This window comes from Mycobacterium sp. (genome assembly GCF_044223235.1).
Classification (GTDB): Bacteria; Actinomycetota; Actinomycetes; order Mycobacteriales; family Mycobacteriaceae; genus Mycobacterium.
Window position 1 is genome coordinate 380098 of sequence record NZ_JBGAME010000003.1, and the last position, 24909, is coordinate 405006.

The following is a 24909-nucleotide window of genomic DNA, read 5'->3' on the forward strand; positions in this document are numbered from 1 at the left end:
GTCAATCCTCATACCGCGGCGCCGGGGGTCCCGGCGACGGTCCCAGACCGCGCAGCCAGGTGTCGTACAGTCGCTGCCAGGTCCCGTCGACACGCATCTGTTCCAGCGCGCCGTTGACGAATCGAATGAGGTCGTCGTCACCCTTCTTGATCCCCACGCCGTAGGGTTCGACGCCGAGACTGGCGCCGGCCACCTCCACGTTCGGATCCTGGGCGGCAAGGCCCGCCAGCACGACGTCGTCGGTGCTGATGGCGTCGACCTGATCCTGCTGCAGCATCAGGAGGCAATCGGTCCACGTTTTCGCACCGACCAGCGTCGGCCTCGGGTCCAGCGCGAACAGTGTGGACAGTGAGGTCGTGCCCGACACCGCACACACCCGCTTGTCACCAAGCGCCGCAGCTGAATCGATGCCGGATCCCTTCGGTGCCAGGATGCGCTGATTCGCCAGGAAGTACACGGTGGAGAAGGCGACGTCGTCCTTGCGTTCGCAGGTGATCGAATAGGTCCGGACCACCAAGTCGACCAGACCCGATTGCAGTGCCGACACCCGCTGGCCGGCGTCGACCACCCGCAGGTCGATGCGGTCGGGATCGCCGAAGATGCGGCGCGCGAGCTCACGGGCCAGATCGATGTCGAACCCCTCGAGCTGACCCGTCGCCGGATTGCGGTAGCCGAATAGGTAGGTGTTCTGGTCGACGCCGACGACGAGCCTGCCGCGTTCGGCGATGGCGGCCATCGTCGAACCCGGCGGCATGTTGCCCGGTGCGGGAAGCGACCCTGGGCGCAGACTGGCTTCGCGGTCGCAGTCCTCGCGACCCGCCGCGGGTGCTTCGCTGACATCCTGCGCGCCTGCCGGTCGCACCTCCACCGGCGGGACGGTCGCCGACGGCGGTGGAGGCGATGTCGATCCGCATGCGGCCGTGACCGCAACCGCCAGTACGGCCGCCCAGATCCGTGGCCTCATAGGAACTCCTTGAGCCGCGGCCAGAGTCCGGCGACGGCGGCCGCCGCGGCCGCGATCATCAGCACGAGGGTCCCTGCCGGGCTCCATACCAGGAAGTTCCCCGCCGCCCACACCCTGTTACGCAGCGCGGCCCTGGTGTCCTCGAGTTCATCCCGCAACCCGGCCTCGACGGCGGCGAACTGCGCCGCGGACGCGTGCGGGTCCGGGCCGATCGCCTGCGCGACCGCGTCGGGGTAGGCGCCGGCCAGATAGGCCTCCACCTGCTTGCGATGGCCGGCCGTCCACCGTTCGACGGCCTCCGACACAACCGGCGAGCCCTGGCCGAGCACCTCCACCAGGCCGTCGATGCGGTCGGTGAACGCCTGCTCGCCTGCGGTGATGTCGCCGCGGGCGATCAATTCCAGGGTTTCATCGGTCCTGGCCTGTTGAGCGAGGATCCGCGCTTTCGTGAGCCGGTCGAACCGCTCGGAGCCCTCGATGCTGCGTCCGACGTCGGCCGCCGCCAGGCGGGTGGCGAGGACGATCCACAGGATCGCCAGCAACACCAGGGCGCCTGCGATCAAAAGCCCTACGTTGAACTGCCGGTTGGTGCGGGTGACCATGATCGCCGACCCGACGCCGATCACCACCAGCACGAGCGCAAGCAACGCCAGGCTCAGCAGGGGCGTCGATCCGACAGCGCGCTGGTCGTCCGAGACGGTGGCGAAATCGGCGGAGTAGATCCGTTCCGCGCCGGGAAGCAGTTTGGTCTGCATCAACGTCGACGCCTCGCGCAGGTAGGCCGACCCGATCGGGAACCCCTGCAGGTTGTTCGCCCGCGCGGCCTCCACCAACCCGGTGTAGGCGGCCAGCAGCGCCGATACCTCGGCGACCGCGGTACGGCGGTCCGTGTCGGCTGCGCCCGCGGTGGTGTCGGCCAGCGCAGCCGCCGCGTCCGCCAACGCCTGCTGATAGCGCTCGCGCGCCTGCGCAGTCTGCGTCCCGCCGGACAGGAACGCTGACGCGGCGGCGGCATCGGCCGCCGAGAGGGCGGCGTACAGATTCTGCGCCGCGTAGGCGACCGGCTCGGAATGGTCCAGAACCGCGTCGCGCGCGGCGATCCGCCTGTCGAGCTGAGCGGCGGCGACGAACCCGGCGATGATGCACGAGGCCGCGATGACGACGGCGAGGATTCCTACGACCCCTGGCGTGGTTCGGGCGAATCGGCGCAACCATGCCGCGGAGGCACGCGTGTCGAACATCGGAGCGCCTACGGCATTCACCACCCACCTCCCCCGCGCGGATTGATCGTAGCCGCTGCGTACCCGCATCCAGCCGACAATGATCGATTCGTCGGGGCGGCCCCGGCCGGTGGGGACACGCAGGTCGTCGGCCGTTTCGTGGCGTGACGGCGGTCGCGCCGCGGTGCCGATCTCACTGGCGCAGGCGAGGGCGCCCCCGCCTGGATACCGTGATTCGTCACTGGCCAGTCCCGTCCGTTCTGTTCGACCCCGTGCTGTTCGACCCCTTGCGGGCGACACCGCGATCATCGCGCCCCGCCACGCCCGCCGGGCAGGTAGTGGATTACTGGATTTCTGCGCCAAGGTCCTCGGCGACTACCTCCATCGATCGGACGGCTCATCGATTCCCTGCCCGCCCCGCCGCCCGCCGTCGCGGGCGTTGGCGGTGTTGGGCTGCGGCGCCGGTACCTGCGCTCCTACGCTTGTGGATATGCGCTTGACGTGGCCGTTGACCGGGCGCTCGAACGAGATGCGCCTCGTAGAGGCAGCGCTGTCCGACCCCGACGCGTCCGGGATCGTCATCTGTGGTGCGCCGGGGGTGGGCAAAAGCCGAATCGCGCGCGAGGCGCTCGCCTCCGCGGCGTCGAAGGGACATGAGGTGCGCTGGGTCGTCGGCACCTCGTCAGCGCGGGCGCTTCCGCTCGGGGCCCTGGCGTCGTGGGCGGGGTTGGCCGGAAGTGACAGTCTCCAGTTGGTCCGCGGTGTCATCGACTCGCTGACTGCCGCGTCGGCCCCGGGCACGGTGGTGGTCGGCGTCGACGACGTCCACCTGCTGGATGACCTGTCGACGTTCGTGGTGCACCAGATCGTGCAACGGCACGCCGCCAAGGTCGTCCTCACCATGCGGGACGGCGACCCGATTTCCGACGGGGTGCAGGAACTTTGGAAGGACGGAGGGTTCGACCGGATCGATCTGCCGCCGCTGTCGACCGATGAGAGCGCCGCGCTGCTGTCGGCGACCCTTGCCGGACCGGTCGATCCGCATGCCGCCGACCGGCTGTGGGAGCTCACCCGGGGCAACGTTCTCTATCTGCGCCACATCGTCGAGCAGGAGGTGGCCGCAGGCCGGCTCGAACGGGGGTTCGGCAGCTGGCGGTGGATCGGCGACTCCGTCGTCCCGCGCGGCCTCGTCGAGTTGATCGAGTCCCGGATCGGTGCGCTGCCCGACGGAGTCGGGACGGTGCTGGATGCGCTCGCCGTCGGTGAGCCCGTCGAACTGGCCGCGCTGAGCCGGATCGTCGATTCCCGATCGGTCGAGGAAGCCGACGCGCGTGGCCTAATCAGGCTCGAACACCTCGACACCGGTGTGGTGGTGCGGGTCGCGCACCCGCTCTACAGCGAGGTTCGCAAGAAGTGCGCCGCGCCCACCCGGCTGCGGCGGCTGCGCGGACGGGTTGCCGTCGAGCTGGGTAACGCGCCCGACCGCGACGATGTGCGAATCATGGTTCGGCGCGCCGCATTGAGCCTCGATTCCGATCTCGCCCCGGACGCCGGTCTACTCGTCAGGGCGGCACGTGGCGCCATCTGGCTGGCCGATCTGCCGCTGGCCGATCGGCTGGCCCACACCGCGATCCGCGCGTCCGCCGGACCGGAAGCGAGGTTCGTCCGGGCGCATGCGCTGTCGTGGCTCAGCCGGGGGCAGGAGGCCGAGGATGTGCTCGCGGGCATCCCGGTCGCCGACCTGACCGAAGAGGACGAAGCCCGGTTCACCTATCTGCGGGCCAGCAACATGCTGTGGGCGCTGGCGGAGCCAGATCGGGCCAAGGAGATCATCGACGCGGCGGAGCATGTGACGGCCGGGCAGGCGCGCAGCTGCATCGACGCGGTCCGCACGGTGTACCTGTTTGCGATCGACCGGCCGGAAGCCGCGACCGCGTCATCGAAGGGTCTGGTGCTGGAGGAGCTGCCTCCCATCGTGGGGACCGAGACGGCTTGGGCGCTCGCGGCCATTCGCGCGGACGCCGGGCGCGCGGCCGACGCCGAGGCCGTGGCCGAGGCGGGATACGACATCGCGACCCGCTGTCTGGACGCGCCGCACATGCGCTTCAACATCGCCGACGCGCATGTCAGCGCGCTGGTGCTGGCCGGCCGCATCTCGGATGCGCTGGAGGTGGCCGAGCGGGTCCGCGACCAGGCCGCCGACCTGCCGGGCGCGGCGCAGCTTCTCGGAGCGGCCATCGCGGGCAGGGCCGCACTCGGTGCCGGGCGTCTCGACACGGCATGCAGGTCACTGGATCAGGCGGCGGGAGCGTTGTCGGCGTCCGGGCACGCCATCGGCTGGGGGTATCGCTACAGCCTGCCGCGTGTGACCGCGCTGGCGATGCGCGGTGTGACCGCCGAGGCGGCGGCCGCGCTCACCGCGCTGGACGACCTGCGACGGCCATTTCGGTTGCTCGACTTTGAGAGGAGCCTGGCGCGGGCCTGGGTTTCCGCGGGTGGGGGAGCCATCAGCGAGGCGGTTGCGATCCTACTGTCGGCGGCCGAGACGGCTTCGGCCAACGGGCGATTCGCGGCCGAGACGATGTGCCTGCAGACCGCGACGCAGTTCGGCGACCGAACCTGCGAGCCCCGGCTTCGGGCCCTTGAGAGCGTCGTCGAGGGCCCCCGGGTTGGTATCGCGGCGCGCTTCGCCGCGGCTATGTGCGACGGGGATCCGGCCGAATTAGAGTCGTTGGCAAAGGCTTTCGAGACGATGGGGGACCGCGTCGCGGCGGTGGACGCGGCGGCCCACGCGGCCATGGCCTTCCGTCGCCAGGACCTGCGCGGCTCTGCGCTGCGATGTGTGACCCGCGCGGAGGCGCTGGCGGCGCAGTGCGGCGGCGCCAACACGCCGGCCCTGCGTGAGGCCCGCACCCCGCTGCCGCTGACCGACCGCGAGCGCGAGATCGTGTTGATGCTCGGTCAGGGCCTGTCCAACCGGGACGTCGCGGATCGGTTGTACGTTTCGGTGCGCACCGTCGAGGGTCACATCTACAAGGCGATGACCAAGACCGGGACGGCCAGCCGTGGGGAACTGGCGGCGCTGCTGTCCCCGGCGTCGGCACCGATCGCCGACCCGGGTCCGTATCCGTCGTCCCAGTGAGGGTCACGCCTCTTCTGTGGGCGCGAAAACCTCGATGGCCCCGTTGTTTTCGCGGATCTGAAGGTGCGGCAGGGGTGGTGGGGCGATCGGCAGCTGATGGGTGAGGGTGGCTCCGTCCAGCGAGAACGACGTCGAATGGCATGGGCAGCGCAACTGCTGCGCCGCCGCGTCGAGCCATAGGGAGCAGCCCTGGTGGGTGCAGACCCCCGACACCGCCCGCAGTCCAGAACCGGTGCGGTGGACGAACCCGCGTACCGAACCCAGGTCGAACGCCATGGCGTGTCCGTCGGAGAGGTCGGCGCCCGCCCCGACGGTATGCCACGAGCCGGTGTTGGGCTCAAGGACGCCGTCGGCAGTCGCAGTGGGCGGCCGCTGCTCGTCGCTCCGCGGCAGCACGCGGCCGACGACCAGGCCCGTCGCTGCCGAGGCTGCGGCCAGACCGGTGCCGATGACCACCTGCCTGCGTGTCCCAAGCGTTGCTCGCCCGGAGGCGGGCGGGTGTTCGGCCATCGCACCGGCCAGCCGCCGATGCAGATCGGTGACGAACTCCTCGCGCGGCGAGTCGCTACCGAGCCGGGCAGCGCGCAGCTCGATGGCGGTTCGCATCTCCTGGGCCTCCGCGTCGTCGGGGCGCGCCCGGGCGGTCGGCTGGCCGCGCAGAAGGCCCTCCACGAAGCGGGGCACGATTCGTCTGGTCATCGCGTCCCCTCCTGCCCGGACTGTGCGGCCATCCGCAGGGCACGGTACTGCAACACCTTGGCATTGGCGACGCTCACGCCCATCTGGCCGGCTGCCTCACGGATCGAGAATGATTGCAGGAAGCGCAGTTCCAGGATTCGTCTGTAGTTGTCCGGCAGATGCGCGAGCAGCCGGCCCACCGTGTCGTGCGCGTGGCCCGTCTCCGCAGCGGGAGCGTCGGATTCGGGTACATCGACGTCAATTGTCGTGATCTGCCGGCCCATCCGGTCGGCCCAGTAGGCGGCCAACACGGTGCGTGCGGTCATCCGCAGGTACTTGCGCACCTCCGGCACCGTGGCCGAAACCCGCATCGGCCGCAACGCCGTCATGAACACCTCCGCGGTGAGATCCTCCGCGTCGGGCTGGTTGCCCACCTTTCCGTACATCAGGCGGTACACCCAGGTGACATTGTCGCGGTACACCGCGTCCCAGTCCGGATACGCCGCGTCCGTCACCGGCTGCAGCCCTCCCCTCGAACGCGGCGTGCGCACCGTCCCCGGGCGGACACGGCGCACCTCATTGTCGCGATTGTCGCGCGCCGTCACCGGCCGTCCCTGGCGATCGCACCTGAGGGGTTGCTGTGCATGAGGACTAGATCGAGGCGGCGGAGACCGGAGGAGACGACATGCGTCGGGCGTCGAGGGACATCGTGCCGGCACCGACGATCAGCAGGAAAACACTGCCGCACAGCATGGCCAGCTCGAGGCGGCCCTCATGGAAGAAGTCCCAGAATCCGCCCTCCTTCGGATACAGCGGCGCACCGGCCCATAGGATGGGCATCTTGGTTATGAAGAGCGCGCCGAGCATGTCGACGATCATCGGCACGGCCGCCAGCCTGGTCAGTAGACCTACCAGGATCAGGACGCCGCACCCGATCTCGAACACCCCGTCGAGGTAGGCGAAGAACGTTCCGCCCGGGATTCCCGCCTTGTCGAACCGGCCGGGGCCCAACGCGTCCGGCCGCAGGAACTTCAGCGCACCTTCGCCGGCGAAGATCAGCCCGACGTAGAGGCGGATGAGCACGACGGCGCCTGAGGCGCGGGTCCGGGAGATGTGGGAGAGCTGGGTCAACTGGGTCATGGGGAGTACACCTTCCTGGCGCCGCCGTTGTTTCGGCACCTCACCAGGAGATAGGGGCCGTGGTTACACCCGAGTCGAGCCGGCCGAGCGGTCGGGCGCATCTCGAACTCCTAACGATTGCGTTGTGTCTCGGCCGCGTCGCTCGCCACATCAAGAGGTCCGTGGTCTGGTGGGGCGTGATGTCCTTCTCCGGTCCCTCCCGACGGGTGAGCGTCGCCGCCATGGCGTGTTGCGCGTTGCTCGCCCTCGGCATTCCCGCAGCGGGGGCTGCGCCGGCGTTCGATGGCCAGGGGTACATCGATTCCACGGCTCGGTGCTCGGCCGCAGACACCACGGTCGCATTCGGCAGTACACAGGCGTCGCGGGTGGCCATCTGCCAAACCCCCGGCGGTCGGTATCAGTACCGCGGTGTGCGGGTGCGCGACGGCGCGAAGCTGATCATCCCGGCGTCACGCAACGCCGACGGTGCATTCGTCGCCGAGAACGACGGTGTCACTTACACGGTGACCTCGGATGCACTGGTGGTCACTGCGGGCGGCAGGGTGCTGCGCAGGGAGCCCATGACGGACTTCCACGGCCAGCCAACGCGGCAGGCCCCGGGGGATACGTCAGGGGATACGTCGGACGATTCGGCGGGGGATACGTCGGGGCCGACCGTCGCGCCGACTGCCACCCCGGCGCCGGAAACCCCGCGACCGCTGTCGCCCCCGCTGCCCGCCGAGGTGGGTGGCACCAGCAGTTGAGGGGGCACCAGTGTCGGCGGGACTAGCCCGGTCGCACACCCCAACTGCGCCGAGTTCTGCGTAAGGGCTGTCAGCGCCGCCGGTGTCACGACCGCTGCGCAGTACTCGGCGCGCACGGTGGCTAGCGGGTGGTGAGGTCGAGCGTGGCGTTGGGACCCGCGGAAACGCCCTGGGGACCGAACAATTCGAGTGTGACGCCGTCACAGGCTGGGCGGCGGGCGAAGAGGCCTGGGTGATCCATCACGAAACCACCGCCGCCGCCAATCTCATTTCCAAGACCGACTCCCGGTACACCGGGTCGAACGTGCCCGGCAAGCCCCGGCGGGTGCTTTCCTACACGGGCGGTGTCGGCGATTATCGACAACGTACCCAGGAGGCCGCGGCCAACGGCTATCGCGACTTCTCGATGCGCTGAACGAGCCGGTCAGGGAAGGACTCGCAATGAATGCCGATTTCACACCACCGGCTGGCGCGGGAGAAGGGGCAGCCAAGCGTCCTCATCGCCACCCGCGCGGCACTGACCACGCCGCTGCTGTTCGATCCGGGCACCCGATGGGAGTACGGCTCCAACATCGACTGGGTCGGTCAGGTTGTCGAGGGCATCACCGGCTCCCGGCTCTCGCAGGTCCTGGAGAGCGAGGTCTTCGCTCCGCTGGGCATCGAGTCGATGACGTTCGCGCTTGACGACAGCCGCCGCAAGCGGCTGGCTACCATGCACGACCGCAATCCCGACGGGTCGCTGACCGTGACGGACTTCGAGCTGCCGTCACCGCCCGAGGTCGACATGGGCGGGCACGGGCTGTACGGCACCGTCGAGGACTATCTGAAGTTCATCCGGTTGTGGCTCAACGACGGCCAGGGCGACAAGGGGCGGGTGCTGGCGGCAGAGACCGTCACGATGGCGGTCGCGCGACATCTCGCCGACGGCCTGAGCGTCGGCATGCTGCCCGGTGTGATCCCGAGCCTGTCCAACGACGCAGAGCTTTTCCCGGGAACCCCCAAGTCATGGTCGCTGCCGTTCATGATCAACGAGGCCGTCGCGCCGACGGGACGCCCGGCCGGCGGGCAGGGTTGGGCGGGGCTGGCCAACCTGTTCTATTGGATCGACCGGGAGAACGGCTTCGGTGGCTATTGGGCAACCCCGATCCTGCCGTTCGGGGATCCTGCGTCGTTCTCGGGCTATCTGGCCTATGAGTCGGCCTTCTACCAAAACCTCACCCGCTGAACCGCGTCGGCGGGGTGTCACGCGTCCGTGCCGTGGGCCTTGCCGGTGCCCTTGCCGAACGGCAGCACGTGCACGATCGCCACCACCAGGGCGCCGACCACCAGGCCGATCACGGCGGACGCGGCGGTGTTGACCAACCACGCCAGCAGGCCGCCGGCCGCTTCGACCGCGTGGTGGACGGCCTCCTCGAGGTGGTGGACCAGACCGTACGGGGTGTGCCAGCCAAGTTCGTCGGCCCCCACGAGCAGAATGTGTCCGCCGACCCACAGCATCGCGACCGTCCCGATCGCCGACAGCGCGGCCAGCAGTTTGGGCATCCCGGCCACCAGGCCGCGGCCCAGCCGCTGGGCGAACCGCGACCGCCGCTGTGTCAGCAGCAGACCGAGGTCGTCCATCTTGACGATCAGCGCGACCACCCCGTAGACCGCCGCGGTGATCACCACCGCGACGACGGCCAGAATGATCAGCCGTGGTACGAACGGCTGTTCGGCGACCTCGTTGAGCGCGATCACCATGATCTCCGCGGACAGGATGAAGTCCGTCCGGATCGCACCCGCTGCCATCTGGCGTTCGGCATCCTCACCGACCACCGCGACGGGCATGTCGTGGCCGCTGTGGCCGCTGAACCGGCCCCACACCTTCTCGGCGCCCTCGAAACAGAGGTAGGTCGCGCCGAGCATCAGGATCGGTGTCAGCAGCCATGGCAGGAACTGGCTGAGCAGCAGCGCGGCGGGAAGGATGAAGATCAGCTTGTTGCGCAGCGAGCCGATGGCGATCCGCTTGATGATCGGCAGTTCGCGTTCGGCGGCGATGCCGTGCACATACTGTGGCGTCACCGCGGTGTCGTCGACGACGACCCCGGCCGCCTTGGCCGTCGCGCGTCCGGCGGCGGCGCCGATGTCGTCGACCGAGGCCGCAGCGAGGCGGGCGATGGCAGCGATATCGTCCAGCAATCCGAACAGGCCGGCGCTCATCGCTTCTCCGTCATGGCACGTAAGGTTACCCGCCGGTGCTGTTCCGGGCGCGGGTGTGCGGGGGAGCCGAGCGCAGCTCACGCGCCTTGATCGCAATCCATAATTCGGCCCTGACGTCGGCGGATTGCAGGTCACGGTCGAGCAGCTCGCCGATTCTGGCGAGGCGGTTGCGCATCGTGTGGCGGTGGATGTTGATCGAGGTCGCTGCGTTTTCGACGTGGCCGTTGTTTTGCAGGAAGGCGTGCAATGTGGCGACGAGCCCCGGACTGTCGGCGGGCAGGTCACGGTCGTGCTCGTCGAGCGGATCCAGCGATCCGCCGAGGATGTCGAGTTCTTCGGTGCTGCGGCCGCCGAGGATGACCCCGAAGGGGCCCAGCTCACCGAAGTCGGACAGTCGCCCGTCGCTCGCCGCACGGGATGCGGTGCGGGCCTGCTGCAGGCCGCTTCCGATCTCAGCGAACTCGTGGGGCAGGCTGGCGCCGCCGTTCACCGGCCGTTGCAGCTGCGCGCTCAGCCCCTGGTGAAACTGTTCGGCGTGGCCGGCTTCGGCCGCCGGCAGCACGACGATGAGGTCGTCGTCCCTGGTACACATCAGGTAGGCGGAGTCGATGCCGTCCAGGATCTGCCGTGCCTGTGTTTCGGCGGTCAGTGCCGGGCCGACATTGCTGAACACGAGGGTGACGATGTCGGCCTCGGGGTCGAATCCGAAGTAGCGCAGCACCGCCGGTTCGACGGGCGGACGCGAGGGGCCGGGATCGCCACCACCCGGCGCGACCAGGATCGTCTGGGTGACCGCCGTTCGCAGCCGCTGCTCGGCGTCGATGACCCGTGCGGGTTTCTCCAGCTCGATGCTGATCAGCGACACCGCGTTCGCGACGAGCAGGCGGTCGCGGTTGGACAGCGGCTGCGCGGAGCGGACCGCGAGGTAGCCCCGTACCGTCTGGGTGGCTCGCAGGGACTGCAGCGTGCAATATCCCTGGCCATCGACCACGACCCGGCTGGCCTGACCGCGGCCCGCGGTCGGGCGGGCCTTGCGGATGTGGTCGGCGGCTAACCGCGAGATGCGGTCCTGATCGGGTCCACCCGTCGCCAGCACACGGCCGTCGGTGCCGAGGACCACCGCCGTCACCGACAGCGCCTGGCTCAGTGCCGACACCAGAGCCGGGATGCCGCCGCGCAGCGTCTGGCGGGCCAGCATCTCCTGCTGGTCGACGATGCGCTGGACGGAGCGCACCTCGTCGGCGTTCACCTCGTCGATGACCACCCTGGTGATCGCGATGAATGGTGTCGATGCCGGCACCTTGAGGACTGGCATGCCGAAGGCGTCGCCCGCCGCGACGATGCCGTCTGGCACGTCGGGGAAGGTGGTTCCGGTGTCGAATGCGAGCGCGGCGACGCGGGCCGCGGACAACCGTGCGACGTAGTCGAACTGCTCGCTGCCGGTGGTCCCCACCGTCAGACCCGTGGTCATCACCAACTCCCCGCCGAACAGATACGGGGCGGGGTCGGCGAGTTCGATCGCGTGTGCCCAGGAGATCGGGCGGTCGGCGTTCTCGCGACCGGCAACCAGCTCCAAACCGAGATCGGGGTGCTGTGCGAGCCGGCGCACGGTGATCGCCACGGCCTTTTATGGCACCGGTCGGACAACCCCGTCAAGGGTTGCGACCGCCGAGACCAGCCCGCCGCCCAGCGCAATTCGCGCGGCGGAGTCGAGGCAACCGCCGGTTGATTCCGCGGCCAGATCGCAATCCGTCGCGGATCGGCGATCTGTCCGCAGAATCATGCGCTCATCCCGCCGCCGAGGGCCGGCGGCGCGCTGCGGTAGCTGACCGGTGTGGCCGACAGCGAAATGGGGTTGGCGACTTGGGGTGTCGAGCTGCCCGGCACGGATACGGTCGCACCGATCCCGAGCCGTTCGGCGAACGCGAACGCCTCGGAGAGGTCGTTGATCGGCCCGGCGGGCACACCGGCCGCGGTCAGCACGTCATACCAGTAGTCGGCCCCCTGCGCCTTGAGAGCCGGTTCGAGCAGGGCGCACAACGCATCCCGGTTCGTGACGCGCAACGGATTGGATGTGAACCGGGCGTCCTCGGCGAGTTCGGGCCTGCCGATCGCGATGGCCAGCGAGGCGAACTGCCGGTCATTGCCGACCGCCACCGCGATGGGCCGGTCGGCGGTCTCGAATGTCTGGTAGGGGGCGATGCTGGGGTGGCGGTTGCCCATAATGGCAGGCACCGCTCCGGCGCCGAGATAGCCGGAGGCCTGATTCACCATGGACGACAACAGAACCGAGAACAGATTGACCTCGACGCGCTGGCCCTCACCGGTGCGGTCGCGGTGCGCCAGTGCCGTAAGGATGCCGGTCAGCGCGTGCATTCCGGCCAGCACATCCACCAGCGCCACACCGACTTTCGTCGGATCGCCGGGCTCGGTACCGGTAACGCTCATCAGACCGCCAACCGCCTGGACGAGCAGGTCGTAGCCGGGCATCGCGGCGCCGCCGCCACGGCCGAACCCGGTGATCGAGCAGTAGATCACGTCGGGGCGCACGGCGCGCACGTCGTCGTAGCCCAGGCCGAGCTTCTCCATGGTTCCCGGCCGGAAGTTCTCCACGACGATGTCGGCGGTCGCCACCAGATCGCGGGCCTCTGCGGCATCGGCCGGGTCGCCCAGATCCAGCGCGACGGAGCGCTTGTTGCGGTTGACCGCATTGAAATACGTTGCCACTCCGGCCGTGTCATAGGGCGGACCCCAGTGTCTGGTGTCGTCGCCAACGCCGGGCCGCTCGATCTTGATGACCTCGGCGCCGAAATCGCCGAGCATCATCGTCGCGTAGGGCCCCGCGAGCACCCTGCTGAAATCGGCTACCACGATGCCGTCGAGGGCCCCGTTCCTGGTCGCCATCACACCGCCGGCTTTCCGCCGCGCAGGTACACGGTCGTGGTGTGCGTGAAGAATTCCCGCGCCGCCGCACCCTGCTCCTTGGGTCCGAGACCGCTCTTCTTCGCCCCGCCGAAGGGCACATGCGGGTCGGCGCCCGCCGACTCCGAATTGATGTGCAGCACGCCCACGTCGATGTGCTCGACGGCCTGCAGTGCGCGGGTGACATCCTGCGTGAAAATCGCCGCCGACAAACCGAATTCGCTGTCGTTGGCCAGGTCGAAGGCATCCTCGGCGTCGGTCGCCCGCTTGACGGCGAGCACGGGGCCGAACAGCTCCTCCGTCCAGATGTCGGCAGGCTTTCCGTTCAGTTCCACGATGGTCGGGCGGATGAAGTAGCCCTCGGCCAGTGGGCCCTCGGTGTATGGCCGGCCGCCGGCCAGGACGCTGACACCCTGGCCGGCGGCGGTGTCGATACCCCTCGTAATCGACGTGTGCGCCGAACCGCTGACCACCGGCCCCATCTGGGTGGACTCGTCGGTGGGATCGCCGACCGTCAGCGCCTCGGCCCGCGACGTGAGGGCATCCAGGAACCGTTCGGCGATGCCCTTGGTCACGATCAATCGGGAAGTGGCGGTGCACTTCTGGCCGGTGGACCGGAACGCGCCGAGCATCACCTGCTCGACGGCGAGGTCGATGTCGGCATCATCGAGGACCACCGCGGCGTTCTTGCCGCCCATCTCGGCCTGCACGGGTACGCCGCGCGCCGCTGCCGCGGCGGCGATGCGCCTGCCGACACCGGTCGAGCCGGTGAAGGTGAGGGCGTCGATCCCGTGGTGGGCGACGATCCCGTCGCCGACGACCGAACCGCCGATGACCAGGTTGAGTACACCTGCGGGCAGCCCCGCGTCGGTGAGCGCCTGTGCGAGACGCATCGCCAGGAGCGGGACGGTACTGGCCGGCTTCCACACCACGGTGTTTCCGTAGACCAGTGCGGGCGCGATCTTCCATGCCGGGATCGCGATGGGAAAGTTGAACGGCGTGATGACGCCGACGACGCCGATCGGCTTGCGGGTCACCAGGATCTGCTCACCGGCGCGTGGCGAGGCGAAGATCTCGCCGCACGCTCGGTCACCCTCGTTGCCGTAGTAACGCAGGATCTGCGCGGCCCGTCGCACCTCGCCGATCCCCTCGGCCTTGGTCTTGCCCTCTTCGGCGGCGAGTTCGACGCCCCAGCCGTCGGCGTTGCGATCGACCACGTCTGCCGCCGCCAGCAGCACCGCACCACGCTGATGGATCGGGGTGCGCGCCCACCCGGACGCCGCCGCAGTAGCGGCGGCCACCGCGGTGTCGACGTCGGCCGCCGTGGCGGCACGGCCTTCGGCGACGACCACACCTGGCCGCGCCGGATTGACGCTGCGCAGCAGATCGCCGTCGCCGGGCTGCCAGCGGCCGGCCACGAGGTGGCGCAGCTGGGTGGGTGTGGGGGAGGTCGTCATGGTGGTGGCCCCATCGGGTCGAGGAACGGTGTGGTCAGCGGTCAGCGGAAGGCCGCCTGTCCGGTGAGCGCCTTGCCGATGGACAGCAGGTGCATCTCCGAGGTGCCCTCGTAGGTCAGCACCGACTCCAGGTTGTTGGCATGCCGCAGGGGGGAGTACTCAAGAGTGATTCCACTGCCGCCCAACAGGGTTCGGCACTCTCGGGCGATGGCGAGCGCTTCCCTGACGTTGTTGAGCTTGCCCAGGCTTACCTGCTCGGGTCGGACACCCTCGGCGTCCTTGATGCGGCCGAGGTGCAGTGCCAGCAACATGCCCTTACCGAGCTCGACGGTCATGTTCGCGAGCTTCTCCTGCGTGAGCTGATAGCTCGCCAGCGGCTTGTCGAAGACGTCGCGCGACTGCGTGTAGGCGATGGTGGTCTCCAGGCTGTCGCGGGCGGCGCCGAGCGAACCGAACACGATGCCGAACCTGGCCTCGTTGAGGCAGGAGAGCGGGGCGCCGAGGCCTTCGGCGAGCGGGAGTTGCGCGGAGGCGGGCAGCCGCACGTTGTCGAGCACCAGTTCGGAGGTCACCGACGCGCGGAGGGACAGCTTGCGGTGGATCTCGTTGGCGGTGAAGCCGGGCGTGTCGGTGGGCACCAGGAAGCCCCGAATGCCCCCGGCGCCTTCGTCGGTCTGAGCCCATACGGTGGCGACGTCGGCGAGGTTGCCGTTGGTGATCCACATCTTGGTGCCATTGAGCACCCAGTCGCTACCGTCGCGGCGTGCGCGGGTGCGCATACCCGCGGGGTTGGAGCCGAAGTCCGGCTCGGTCAGCCCGAAGCAGCCGATGGCGTCGCCCGCCGCCAGCCGCGGCAGCCACTCGTTTTTCTGCTCTTCGGAGCCGTATCGGTAGATCGAGAACATGGACAGCGAGCCCTGTACGGACACGAAGCTGCGGAATCCGCTGTCACCGGCCTCTAACTCCATGCAGGCCAGCCCGTAGCTGACGGCATTGGTGCCTGCGCATCCGTATCCGTCGAGGTGCATGCCGAGCACACCGAGCTCGCCGAACTCCTTGGCGAGTTCCTTTGGCAGGGTGGCCGATTCGAACCAGCCCTCGACGTTGGGGCGAAGGCGGGTCTCGACGAACTTGCGCACGGTGGCGGCGATGTCGCGTTCGTCGGAGTCGAGCAGCCGGTCGGTGTCGAACAGTTCGAGCGGGGCGTAGGTGCGGTTGGCGGGCGGTGCGGCGGTGATGCTCATGTGGACTCCTTGGTGGTGTCGGTCAGAGGTTGGCGAAGCCGTCGCGCAGGATGTCGAGGGCTTCGATAAGCAGGTCGTCGGAGATCGTCAGCGGCGGCAGGAACCTCAGCACGTTGCCGAAAGTTCCTGCGGTCAAGGTCAATACGCCATTGTTCTGGCAGTGTCTTGTCAGTGTGGCGACCGCGTCCCGGTTGGGGGTGCGAGTGCCGGGCAGCACCAGCTCGGCGGCCACCATGGCGCCCCTGCCGCGGATGTCGCCAACGATGTCGGTGCCCGCGGCGATGCCGCGCAGTTCGCGAACGAGGATGTCCCCGATGGCCTGTGCGCGGGTGAGCAGCCGGCCGTTCTCGACCTCGTCGAACACGCCGAGCGCGGCGGCGCACGACGCGGGGTTGCCGCTGTAGGTGCCGCCGATACCGCCGGGGTGAGCGGCGTCCATGATGTCGGCGCGACCGGTGACCGCGGCCAGCGGCAGACCGCCGGCCAGGCCCTTGGCGGTGGTGATGAGGTCGGGCACGATGCCCTCGTGCTCGCTGGCGAACCACGCGCCGGTGCGCGCGATGCCCGTCTGCACTTCGTCGGCGACGAGCACGATGCCGCGGTCGCGGCAGAAGTCGGCCACCCTGCGCAGGAATCCGTCGGCCGGGACGATGAACCCGCCCTCACCCTGGATGGGTTCCACGACGACGCATGCGACGGCGTCGGCTCCGATCTGGCTGTCGACGAGTTGAGCGAACTGGGCGAACGCTTCGTCGGCGCAGCGCGCCGGACCGGAAGGCCAGCGGTAGGGGTAGGCCATCGGCGCCCGGTACACCTCGGGGGCGAACGGCCCGAAACCGTGCTTGTACGGCTGATTCTTGGCCGTCATCGTCATGGTGAGCAGCGACCGGCCGTGGAACGCGTGGTCGAACACGACGACGGCGTCCCGCTTGGTGGCGGCCCGGGCGTATTTGACGGCGTTCTCGACGGCCTCACTGCCGGTGTTGAACAGCGCGGTGCGCTTCTCGTGGTCACCGGGGGCGATTCGGTTGAGTGTCTCGGCCACCGCGATGTACGGCTCGTAGGGGGTGGCCAGGAAGCAGGTGTGGGTGTACTGCGCGAGCTGGGCCGACGCGCGGGAGACGACCGCGGGCGAGGCGTTGCCGACGGTGGTCACTGCGATGCCGCTGCCGAGGTCGATGAAGGAGTTGCCGTCGACGTCGACGATGACGCCACCGCCCGCGGCGGCTACGTACACCCCTGCGCTGCTGGTCAGCCCCGCGGGCAGCGCGGCCTTTCGGCGGCCGGCGAGCTCGAGTGATCTCGGACCCGGAATCTCCGTGACCAGTCGCCGTACCTGCGCCAGTCGCGGGCCGCCGATCAGGGCGTCCACCAACGTCATATCCAGGTCCTTCCGTTCGGTATGCGGCAAGCGTAGGAACGACCGGCCCCACCAGGGTATGTCCATATCGGACAGTGACGCGGATCCGACCTATCCAATACGGCGATTAGCCGCATACGATCAGTCGGCCCCGACCGCCACCAGGGCCCACGGGGTACCCGGAATCGCTCGCGTGCGGGTCGCTGCGCTGGCGCGCAGCCGCGATCCCGTCAGGTGGTCGGGGTGATTGGCCACGATCACGCGCCCCTCGGCGTTGACGAGCGCCAGCGGACGTCCACCCTGGCGAAAGACGGGCATCAGCGCGGCGTCGATCGACACCACGGGCACGTCGGCTCCCGCGACGCCGACGAATGTGTCCCCGTGCGCCCGCACGGGCACTGAGAAGGTGCAGACGTAGAGGTCGACGCCGGTGAAGTCCAGGTAAGGGCCGTACACCCAGCGACGATCGTGGTCACGGGGCCCGGTGAACCACTCCATCGTCAGGTAGTCGTAGAAGTATTCGCTTTGCGGGTTGAGGTCCAGCCGCAGCCTCTGCGGTGAGCCGCTCGCGGGGTCGGGGCGCCACCACTCCAGGTACGTGCGCCGGTCGGCCAGCATGTCGTCGTCGACCACAACGCCTGCACCGTTGAACATCGGGCCGAATCGTTGGAGTTCGGCGATCACCACGTCGCGAAGGGCGTCGAGATCGGCCGCGCGCGGCGTCGTCCCGCCCCCTTCCAGCTGGTCCCACAGCGTCGTCGTCCCGGCGGCGATCCGGTCCAGCGCCGAGAAGATGTCCTCGACCAGCGCCGAAACCGCAGCCTGTACCTGATCGACTGCGGCGCTCAGGGTTTCGTCGGTGGTCACTGCGGCAGCTCCATACGTAGCGTGATCAGCCGGCGCATTCTGGCGGCGTTGTGGTCCTCGGCCAGCCTTCGGGCTGCCACCTCATCTTCGGCCTCTATCGCCTCCACGAGTGCCAGGTGTGCGGCGCCCTCGGCTCTAGGGTCGGTGTCCAGTTGCGGAAGCCACACGAACGACGACAACTCCGCCTGCAGATTGACCTCGGCGCGGGTCAACCTCGCCGACTGCGAGCACACCGCGACCTCGATCTGGAACCGGCTGTCGGCGCGTCTGCTGCGCACCGGGTCGTCGGAATCGACCACGCGCTGGGCGAACGACCGCAGCCGGGCGACGTCCGCGGCCACCACCCGCCGGGCGGCCAGTACCGCCGCCGCCCCGGCGATCGCGAAATGCTCGTCGCCCAGGTCGCGCAGATCCTGGATCGTCCGCTCCTGCAGCCGGGCCAGTGACCGGGTGTTGACGACGTCGGCGGACGCACGCACGAAGCTGCCGCCGCCGCGGCCCCGCTTGGTCTCCACCAGGCCGAGTTGCCGCAGTACGGCCAGTGCCTCACGCAGTGTCATGGTCGACACCCCGAGTTGGGTGGCGAGCTCGATCTCGCTCGGCAGCTGTTCGCCGTCGCGGATCGCACCCATGCCGATGGCGGCGGAGATCCGTGCCACGACTGCATCGGTGCGCGGACCGGCGCCATCCAGCGGTGAGAGCACCGCACCAAGGGCGGTCAGCCCGCCGAGTTGCTCGACTGCCACGACCACCTCTCCCTTGCTGTGACTGAGTAGATCCGAGGAGATCCGACCATAACATTTACGACTTGAACTATGAACTATGAAGATTTATGATTTCAGCCATCATGTGATCCACCGCACACAAACTCGCATAGAAACTAAGGACACGACCTATGACCGCAACCGCCCACGACCCTCACGACGAGGACCAGGCTCAGCTCGCCGCGCTCGGATTCCAGTCCGAGTTCAAGCGCGACATGAGCCTGTGGGCCAATTTCTCGCTCGGCTTCACCTATCTGTCGCCGGTCGTCGGCATCTATACGGTGTTCGCGTTCGCACTGGCCGCCGCTGGCCCACCGATGATCTGGAGCCTGTTGATCGCGGGCGCCGGGCAGATGCTGGTGGCCCTGATCTTCAGCGAGATCGTCGCCCAGTTCCCGGTGGCCGGCGGTGTGTACCCATGGGCGCGACGGCTGTGGGGCCGCAAATGGGCGTGGATGACCGGATGGGTCTACATGTTCGCGCTGCTGGCGACGATCGCCGGTGTGGCCTACGGCGCCGGACCGTTCGTGGCCGCGGTGTTCGGCTTCACCCCCACCGTGTACACCACGGTGCTGTGCGCGCTGGCGATCCTGCTGCTGGCGACCGTCATCAACCTCACCGGTACAAAGATGCTCAGCTACTTCGCGATCTTCGGTTTCGCCGCCGAGCTCATCGGTGCCCTGGTGGTCGGCGCGTGGCTGCTGCTCACCCAGCGTCATCACGGACTTGGCGTACTGTTCAACAGCTTTGGTGCGCAGGGCGACCACAGTTTCCTCTACGCGTTCCTGGCCGCCAGCCTGATCGGCTTCTATCAGTACTACGGCTTCGAAGCCTGCGGTGACGTCGCCGAAGAGGTCCGCAATCCCGGTGTGCAGATCCCGAAGTCGATGCGACGCACCATTTACATCGGTGGCGCGGCGGCGACCTTCGTGTGTCTGAGCCTGATCCTGTCCGTCGTCGATTTCGGCGCGGTGATCCGTGGCGACGAGGTCGACCCCATCGCGACGATCCTCGCGCGGGCCTTCGGACCCGTCGGTTCCACCATCGTTCTGTGCGTCGTGCTGATCTCGTTCGTCTCGTGCGCTCTGAGTCTGCAGGCTGCCGCCAGCCGGCTCATCTACTCCTACGGGCGTGACGGCATGATCGTCGGATCCCGGCTGTGGTCGCGGTTCGATACCAACCGCCACGTGCCGCCGTATGCCTTGCTGGCCGCTGTGGTGGTCCCGGCCGTGCTCATCGTCGGGTCGATCGTGTCCACCGACGCGCTGACCAAGCTGATCAGCTTCGGGGCCGTCGGCATCTATATCGCGTTCCAGATGGTCGTCCTCGCGGCGCTGCGGGCCCGGATCAAGGGCTGGGTTCCGTCCGGCAAGTACCGGCTGGGCCGGTGGGGCATGGCCGTCAACGTCGGGGCACTGATTTACGGCGTCGCCGCGATCATCAACATCTGCTGGCCGCGTACCCCGGACGCGCCCTGGTACGACAACTACATCGTGCTGCTGATGTCGGGCCTGGTGATCGGCCTCGGTGCGGTCTACATGGTGCTGGCGCGCTCGCACTCCACCGGCGAGGCTCCGCACTCCGACGCCATCCCGGCGTCGACCCCGACCGCCGTCGGCGTCCACTGATCAACTGACCGAATGCCGCACCAACGCCGGCGGTGTGAAGGCCGCCGGTGGTGTGGACGTCGTGGGCGGTGTGGAGGTCGTGGGCGCCGTGGAGCGCAGGCTCGCGGTGCGTCGCATCCGGAGGACGACGCCGACGTTGCGTCGCAAGAGTAGTCCGGCGATCGGGAATGTCTGGCGGACGGCGACGACTTGTAGCAATAAGTGGGTGAACCCGGATCTATCTGGGTCGATTGGCGGTGCGTGAGCGCGCCGACCCGCTTAAGCGTCGTCCTGAGTCGAGGGAGATCTCTTCATGGAGCTCGGTTTTCACGTGCCAGTGTTCGATATCGACGGGGGAACGACCGCGATAGCCGGTGAGCTTGCCAGGGTGGGTACCGCAGCGGAGGCGTCTGGCGCCACCTGGCTGTCGTTCATGGACCATTTCTTTCAGATCGCGCCGACCGGCCTGCCCGCGGAGGCCAAGATGCTGGAGGGGTACACGACCCTGGGCTATCTGGCCGCGCATACCTCGTCGATCAGCCTCGGCCTGCTGGTTACCGGGGTGACCTATCGGCACCCGGGCCTCCTGGCGAAGACGGTCACCACCCTCGATGTGCTGTCCGGCGGCCGCGCAGTGTTGGGGATCGGCGCGGCGTGGTTCGAGCGTGAGCACCGTGGATTGGGTGTGCCGTTCCCACCGCTGGCCGAGCGGTTCGAGAGACTGGAAGAGACGTTGCGTATCTGCGCGCAGATGTGGGATCCGCAGAACAACGGGCCCTTCGACGGCAAGTACTACCGGTTGGAGGAAACGCTCTGCTCGCCACAGCCGATCCATCGCCCCGCCGTGTTGATCGGCGGCAGCGGAGAACGCAAGACGCTGCGGCTGGTCGCCCAATATGGCGATGCGTGCAATCTGTTTGCGTCCTCCCCCGAGGAGGTCGAACACAAGATCGACGTGCTGCGGCGGCACTGCGACGACGTCGGCCGCGACTTCTCGCAGATCCGCGTGACCATCATCGTGAACGATCCTGGGCTCGCACCTGACACGCGTGACGAGTTCGTTCGCAAGATGGCCGGTTACGCGAAGGCGGGTGTGCACACCGCGATCGTGACCCCGAATGGCAGTTCTCCCGCCGCGTGGATTGACGGAATGGCACCGCTGGTTCCGCAACTCGTCGAACTCGGGTAAGGCTCGCGGAACGCGGGTAAGGCTCGCCGAACTCGCGTAAGGCTCGACGAAGCCCCGTTAGTACTGCAGCCGTAGATCGGGGCTTGTGGGTTTTCGGCGTGTCTGCGCTGGTCAGGGCGGTGACCGCGGCAGTGTTCGGAGTTTGTGAAGACATCTGAATATGCCGCGGTCCCCGCGGTTGACAGCGTAGACCCTGACCGATGGCAGGCCGAGTTCACCGCAGTGCTGGATCGCATCGCGCCGCGCTTCGCCCGTACGAGCCCCTTCGACGCGCCGGTGAGCTGATGGCCGGGATGGTCTCGGGCCTGGATCGCAAGAATTGCTGGACCATCGCCGAACACCGCGGCGACACCAGCCCAGATGGCCTGCAGCATCTGTTGGCCCGGGCCAGCTGGGATGCCGATTTGGTGCGTGACGATCTGCGTGACTACGTCATCGAGGCACTCGGCGGTCCGGGGGCGATCTTGGTCGTCGATGAGACCGGAGATATCAAGAAAGGCGCGCACAGTGTCGGGGTGGCTGTGTCAACTCATAGTGGCCCCGGAGTGACCGCCCGGAGATATTTGGCCCCACCCCAGGGGTGATGTGTCGAGGCGCTCGGTGTCGGGGGTCGTCAGGGTTGGTCGCTGTCGTAGGGCCATCTGCGGTCGGCGATTGGTGATTCGGGGTCGAACTGCAGGTGTGCTTCGTGGGGGTTGGTGCCGAGTGCTTGGGCGATCTGGATCCAGGTGTGGCCGTTGTGGCGGGCGTCGTGGACGAGTTGGGGTAGGCATCGTTGGGCCTGTTCGATGAGGCTGACGAGCAGTGCGATGGTGGTGACGTCGTCGCAGAGGTTGACTCGGCGGCGCTGCGCGAGCGCGGCGACGGCGTCGTCGATGAGGTCGAAGGTGTCGTCTGCGCTGTGCGGGGCCGGCTCGGTGGTCATGGTGTGTCCTTGGAGTTGGCGTGATGGTGGCGGCTGTGGGCGAGCCGGTAGGATTCGGTGCCGGTCTCGATGATGTTGGCGCCGAAGGCGATTCGGACGACGATCGCGGCGCAGAGGCGGGGGTCGGTGAAGGTTTTTGGTCCAGCCGGAGAAAGCCTCGTTGGAGGCGATCGCCACGCTGTTCTTCTCCTCGCGCTCGGTGAGAACCTGGAAGAGCAGCTCGGCGCCGCGGCGGTCGAGTTCCAGGTAGCCCAGCTCATCGATGCAGAGCAGGTCCACGCGGCCGTAGCGGGCGATGGTCTTGCTCAGCTGGCGGTCGTCGGCGGCTTCGGCGAGTTCGTTGACGAGTTTGGCGGCCAGGGTGTAGCGGACCCGGAACCCGGCCTCGGCGGCGGCGGTGCCCAGCCCGATCAGCAGATGGCTTTTGCCGGTGCCGGAGTCGCCGATCAGACACAACGGCTGCCCGGCGCGGATCCAGCCGCAGGAGGACAGGGTGTGGACGGTGGCGGGGTTGATGTTGGGGTTGGCGTCGTAGTCGAAGTCGGCCAGCGACTTGGCCCGGGGAAAGCCGGCCTCCTTGATCCGTCGAACGGTGCGCCGCTGATCACGGTCCTCGCACTCGGCCATCAGCAGCTCGGCGAGGAAGCCCCGGTAGGTGAGCTGGTCGCGTTCGGCGGCGGCGGCGATGGGGCCGAACTGGGTGCGCATGGTGGGTAGCCGCAGCGATCGGCAGGCTTGGTCGATGGCGGCGTCGGCGGCTTGTTCGGTCATCGAACGGCGGCGGGTCTTGGTGCTGGTCATGATGCGGTTCCCTTGCGCTGCTTGTCTTTTGCGGATTCAGTGGTCGCGCGGCGCCGCGGCAGCAGTTCGTCGTAGGCGCTCACCGACGGCGGTGGGCGGTGATCGGCGGGCGGCCCGGCGATCACCGCGGCCGGGTCGGCCAGGCGCCGCTGGGTCAGGCTCACGACCGGCTCACCAGCCCAGGGCGTCGGTCTCGGCGCGGGAACGGTGCTGTCGCGGCATCGGTCGGCGGCCTTGCGGGCCTCCACCGCGACCACGTCGGCGCTGCTGGCCCCGACCGTGTCCGCAGCGATGAGCCCGGCGACCACGTCGGCGTGGCGCATGTGGCGGTGCAGCAACAGCACCTCGATCAACGCGCGGGTGCCGGCGGAATCGCCGAGCCGGGCGCGCGCGGCCGCCCAGAACGCGCGTCGTGCGCGGCGGTGAACCTGCCGCACTGGCGGGCTTGGGCCAGCGCGGTCGAGCCCGGCAGCGCGCCGGGTTTGCGGGCCAGCACCTCCAGGTAGTGATCCAGCAGCAGCACCGAGCCACCCTTGGTGGTGCACCGCTGGTGGCGGGCGATCTGGGCGCCGCCGTCGAAGATCAGCAACTCGCTGGCGCGCAGCAGCACCCGCACCCGCCGCCCGATCAACCGCACCGGCACGGAGTAACGGCAGGTACGCACGGTCGCCTGGGCGTAGCGGTCGACGCGTGCGGTCAGTGTCAGGCCCGGCTCGAACGGCTCGACCGGCAGCGGCCGCAGCAGCGGCTGCTCAGTCGCGAAATCCTGCCCCACCGTGGCGGCCCGGTTACCGATCCGGCGGAAATCGTCGGCCTCGTCGTAGCCGGCCAGCCGCTCGTTCAGCTCATCCAGACTGTCCACCCGAGGCACCGGGGCAAGGTGAGTGCGCCGGAACCGGCCGCCCTCGCCCTCCACCCCGCCCTTCTCGTGGGCGCCGTGCAGCCCGCGCTCGCAGTAGAACGCCTCAAAGCCGTACCACGATCGGAACAGCACCCACCGCTCCGACTCGATACGGTTGCGCCCCAACAGAACCCGCGACACCGCAGACTTCAGGTTGTAGTCACGGATATGCGTGATCGGCACCCCCCAGGCGATCAAACGCGTACACGTGGCCCTCCAGAAACGCCTCCTGCCCCTGAGAGGCAAACACCCGGTGCACCGCCTTGCCCGAGTACGACAGTCGCAGGGTGAACAGAAAAACCTTGGTGCGCAAGCTTTTCAGATCGATCCACAAATCGGCGAAATCCACCTCAGCCTCGGCGCCGGGGTCATGGCTCTGCGGCACGAACGCCTCCTCCACGCATCGACCGGCCTCGGCGTTGATCTCCACCCGACGCGCACGCCGAATGTGTTGCGACCACCAGCAGGACGGCCAGCGCACGCAACGCTGGCGGCCTCCGCCTGCGTCGGGTGTCAGCCGGTATCTTGCTCGTCCACTTGTTGCTCCGTGTCGTTGTCTTCGGTGTTGTTGTCGTTGTCGGGTTTGAGGAGGTATTCGGGGTGGTGCATGTTATTCACCCGGGCCTGGCCGGTGTCGAGATCGGGTGGTGGAATCCACTCAATGCGGCCGTCGTCGCGGGTGTGGGTGGTCCATGCGGTGGTCTCGATGAGCCGGTTGTCCGGGCCGCAGGCCAGGGTGAGTTCGTCGATGTCGGTCTGCCCCTGTGAGGCCCACCCGTTGACGTG

Annotated in this window: 21 protein-coding genes and 5 pseudogenes; 7 read left to right on the forward strand and 19 right to left on the reverse strand. The window is 68.5% G+C overall.

What is annotated here, in order from left to right:
- Position 1: 1 nt before the first annotated feature.
- A complete protein-coding gene (locus ADBZ6K_RS07550; protein WP_526345246.1) occupies positions 2-964 on the reverse strand; it encodes a glutamate ABC transporter substrate-binding protein in 963 nt (320 codons plus the stop codon).
- On the reverse strand, positions 961-2205 hold the full coding sequence (locus ADBZ6K_RS07555) for a GlnX family signal transduction membrane protein (protein WP_526345247.1): 1245 nt from the start codon (positions 2203-2205) through the stop codon (positions 961-963). The genes ADBZ6K_RS07550 and ADBZ6K_RS07555 overlap by 4 nt, the downstream gene beginning before the upstream one ends.
- 469 nt (positions 2206-2674) lie before the next feature.
- Between ADBZ6K_RS07555 and ADBZ6K_RS07560 the strand changes: the two genes are divergently transcribed.
- The gene (locus ADBZ6K_RS07560) at positions 2675-5326 is read left to right on the forward strand and encodes a helix-turn-helix transcriptional regulator (protein WP_526345248.1); all 2652 of its coding nucleotides are present in this window, start codon (positions 2675-2677) and stop codon (positions 5324-5326) included.
- Positions 5327-5329: 3 nt separating this feature from the next.
- Here the strand turns inward: ADBZ6K_RS07560 and ADBZ6K_RS07565 are convergent, their stop codons facing one another.
- The 3 genes from ADBZ6K_RS07565 to ADBZ6K_RS07575 form a co-directional block, all read right to left on the reverse strand.
- On the reverse strand, positions 5330-6025 hold the full coding sequence (locus ADBZ6K_RS07565; protein WP_526345249.1) for a QcrA and Rieske domain-containing protein: 696 nt from the start codon (positions 6023-6025) through the stop codon (positions 5330-5332).
- Positions 6022-6579: an RNA polymerase sigma factor gene (locus ADBZ6K_RS07570; protein WP_526345291.1), complete on the reverse strand. Its 558-nt coding sequence runs from the start codon at positions 6577-6579 to the stop codon at positions 6022-6024. The genes ADBZ6K_RS07565 and ADBZ6K_RS07570 overlap by 4 nt, the downstream gene beginning before the upstream one ends.
- 76 nt (positions 6580-6655) lie before the next feature.
- Entirely contained in the window at positions 6656-7144 is a 489-nt protein-coding gene (locus tag ADBZ6K_RS07575) for a DoxX family protein (protein WP_526345250.1), read from the reverse strand.
- A 221-nt stretch (positions 7145-7365) separates the two neighbouring features.
- Between ADBZ6K_RS07575 and ADBZ6K_RS07580 the strand changes: the two genes are divergently transcribed.
- The 3 genes and pseudogenes from ADBZ6K_RS07580 to ADBZ6K_RS07590 form a co-directional block, all read left to right on the forward strand.
- Positions 7366-7887, forward strand: a complete 522-nt coding sequence (locus ADBZ6K_RS07580; RefSeq protein ID WP_526345251.1) for a hypothetical protein — start codon at positions 7366-7368, stop codon at positions 7885-7887.
- Positions 7888-8101: 214 nt separating this feature from the next.
- A pseudogene (locus tag ADBZ6K_RS07585) lies at positions 8102-8302 on the forward strand (cyclohexanone monooxygenase); the annotation flags it as partial.
- A gap of 42 nt (positions 8303-8344) precedes the next feature.
- Positions 8345-9112, forward strand: a pseudogene (locus ADBZ6K_RS07590) (serine hydrolase domain-containing protein); the annotation flags it as partial.
- A gap of 17 nt (positions 9113-9129) precedes the next feature.
- Here ADBZ6K_RS07590 and ADBZ6K_RS07595 read toward each other — a convergent pair.
- The 8 genes from ADBZ6K_RS07595 to ADBZ6K_RS07630 all read right to left on the reverse strand — a co-directional run bounded on the left by ADBZ6K_RS07595 (position 9130) and on the right by ADBZ6K_RS07630 (position 18682).
- A complete protein-coding gene (locus ADBZ6K_RS07595; RefSeq protein ID WP_526345252.1) occupies positions 9130-10086 on the reverse strand; it encodes a DUF808 domain-containing protein in 957 nt (318 codons plus the stop codon).
- A gap of 25 nt (positions 10087-10111) precedes the next feature.
- Entirely contained in the window at positions 10112-11707 is a 1596-nt protein-coding gene (locus tag ADBZ6K_RS07600; RefSeq protein WP_526345253.1) for a PucR family transcriptional regulator, read from the reverse strand.
- A gap of 158 nt (positions 11708-11865) precedes the next feature.
- Positions 11866-12990, reverse strand: a complete 1125-nt coding sequence (locus tag ADBZ6K_RS07605; protein WP_526345254.1) for a CaiB/BaiF CoA transferase family protein — start codon at positions 12988-12990, stop codon at positions 11866-11868.
- Positions 12990-14465: an aldehyde dehydrogenase family protein gene (locus ADBZ6K_RS07610; protein ID WP_526345255.1), complete on the reverse strand. Its 1476-nt coding sequence runs from the start codon at positions 14463-14465 to the stop codon at positions 12990-12992. Before ADBZ6K_RS07610 ends, ADBZ6K_RS07605 begins: the two co-directional genes overlap by 1 nt.
- 41 nt (positions 14466-14506) lie before the next feature.
- Positions 14507-15709 (reverse strand): acyl-CoA dehydrogenase family protein, encoded by a 1203-nt coding sequence (locus tag ADBZ6K_RS07615; RefSeq protein WP_526345256.1) that lies wholly within the window; start codon positions 15707-15709, stop codon positions 14507-14509.
- Between the two features lie 22 nt (positions 15710-15731).
- Positions 15732-17090: a 4-aminobutyrate--2-oxoglutarate transaminase gene (gabT, locus tag ADBZ6K_RS07620; protein WP_526345257.1), complete on the reverse strand. Its 1359-nt coding sequence runs from the start codon at positions 17088-17090 to the stop codon at positions 15732-15734.
- Between the two features lie 120 nt (positions 17091-17210).
- Positions 17211-17936 (reverse strand): cache domain-containing protein, encoded by a 726-nt coding sequence (locus ADBZ6K_RS07625; protein WP_526345258.1) that lies wholly within the window; start codon positions 17934-17936, stop codon positions 17211-17213.
- Positions 17933-18682 (reverse strand): FadR/GntR family transcriptional regulator, encoded by a 750-nt coding sequence (locus ADBZ6K_RS07630; RefSeq protein ID WP_526345259.1) that lies wholly within the window; start codon positions 18680-18682, stop codon positions 17933-17935. The genes ADBZ6K_RS07625 and ADBZ6K_RS07630 overlap by 4 nt, the downstream gene beginning before the upstream one ends.
- A gap of 149 nt (positions 18683-18831) precedes the next feature.
- On the opposite strand from ADBZ6K_RS07630, the gene ADBZ6K_RS07635 reads away from it, so the two are divergent.
- From ADBZ6K_RS07635 to ADBZ6K_RS07645, 3 genes and pseudogenes are all read left to right on the forward strand, one after another.
- Positions 18832-20328, forward strand: a complete 1497-nt coding sequence (locus tag ADBZ6K_RS07635) for an amino acid permease (RefSeq protein ID WP_526345260.1) — start codon at positions 18832-18834, stop codon at positions 20326-20328.
- Between the two features lie 292 nt (positions 20329-20620).
- Positions 20621-21496 carry an LLM class F420-dependent oxidoreductase gene (locus ADBZ6K_RS07640; protein WP_526345261.1) on the forward strand — a complete coding sequence of 292 codons (876 nt, stop codon included), beginning with the start codon at positions 20621-20623 and terminating at the stop codon, positions 21494-21496.
- Positions 21497-21721: 225 nt separating this feature from the next.
- A pseudogene (locus tag ADBZ6K_RS07645) lies at positions 21722-22014 on the forward strand (transposase); the annotation flags it as partial.
- Positions 22015-22109: 95 nt separating this feature from the next.
- Here the strand turns inward: ADBZ6K_RS07645 and ADBZ6K_RS07650 are convergent.
- The 6 genes and pseudogenes from ADBZ6K_RS07650 to ADBZ6K_RS07675 all read right to left on the reverse strand — a co-directional run.
- Entirely contained in the window at positions 22110-22421 is a 312-nt protein-coding gene (locus ADBZ6K_RS07650) for a hypothetical protein (RefSeq protein ID WP_526345262.1), read from the reverse strand.
- Positions 22418-23222: pseudogene (gene istB, locus ADBZ6K_RS07655) on the reverse strand (IS21-like element helper ATPase IstB). Before istB ends, ADBZ6K_RS07650 begins: the two are co-directional and overlap by 4 nt.
- Entirely contained in the window at positions 23219-23566 is a 348-nt protein-coding gene (locus ADBZ6K_RS07660; protein ID WP_526345263.1) for a hypothetical protein, read from the reverse strand. The pseudogene istB and the gene ADBZ6K_RS07660 overlap by 4 nt, the downstream one beginning before the upstream one ends.
- Before the next feature lie 5 nt (positions 23567-23571).
- The gene (locus tag ADBZ6K_RS07665) at positions 23572-24306 is read right to left on the reverse strand and encodes a Mu transposase domain-containing protein (RefSeq protein WP_526345264.1); all 735 of its coding nucleotides are present in this window, start codon (positions 24304-24306) and stop codon (positions 23572-23574) included.
- Positions 24284-24553: a hypothetical protein gene (locus ADBZ6K_RS07670; RefSeq protein ID WP_526345265.1), complete on the reverse strand. Its 270-nt coding sequence runs from the start codon at positions 24551-24553 to the stop codon at positions 24284-24286. The genes ADBZ6K_RS07665 and ADBZ6K_RS07670 overlap by 23 nt, the downstream gene beginning before the upstream one ends.
- 83 nt (positions 24554-24636) lie before the next feature.
- Positions 24637-24909: pseudogene (locus ADBZ6K_RS07675) on the reverse strand (HNH endonuclease signature motif containing protein); the annotation flags it as partial.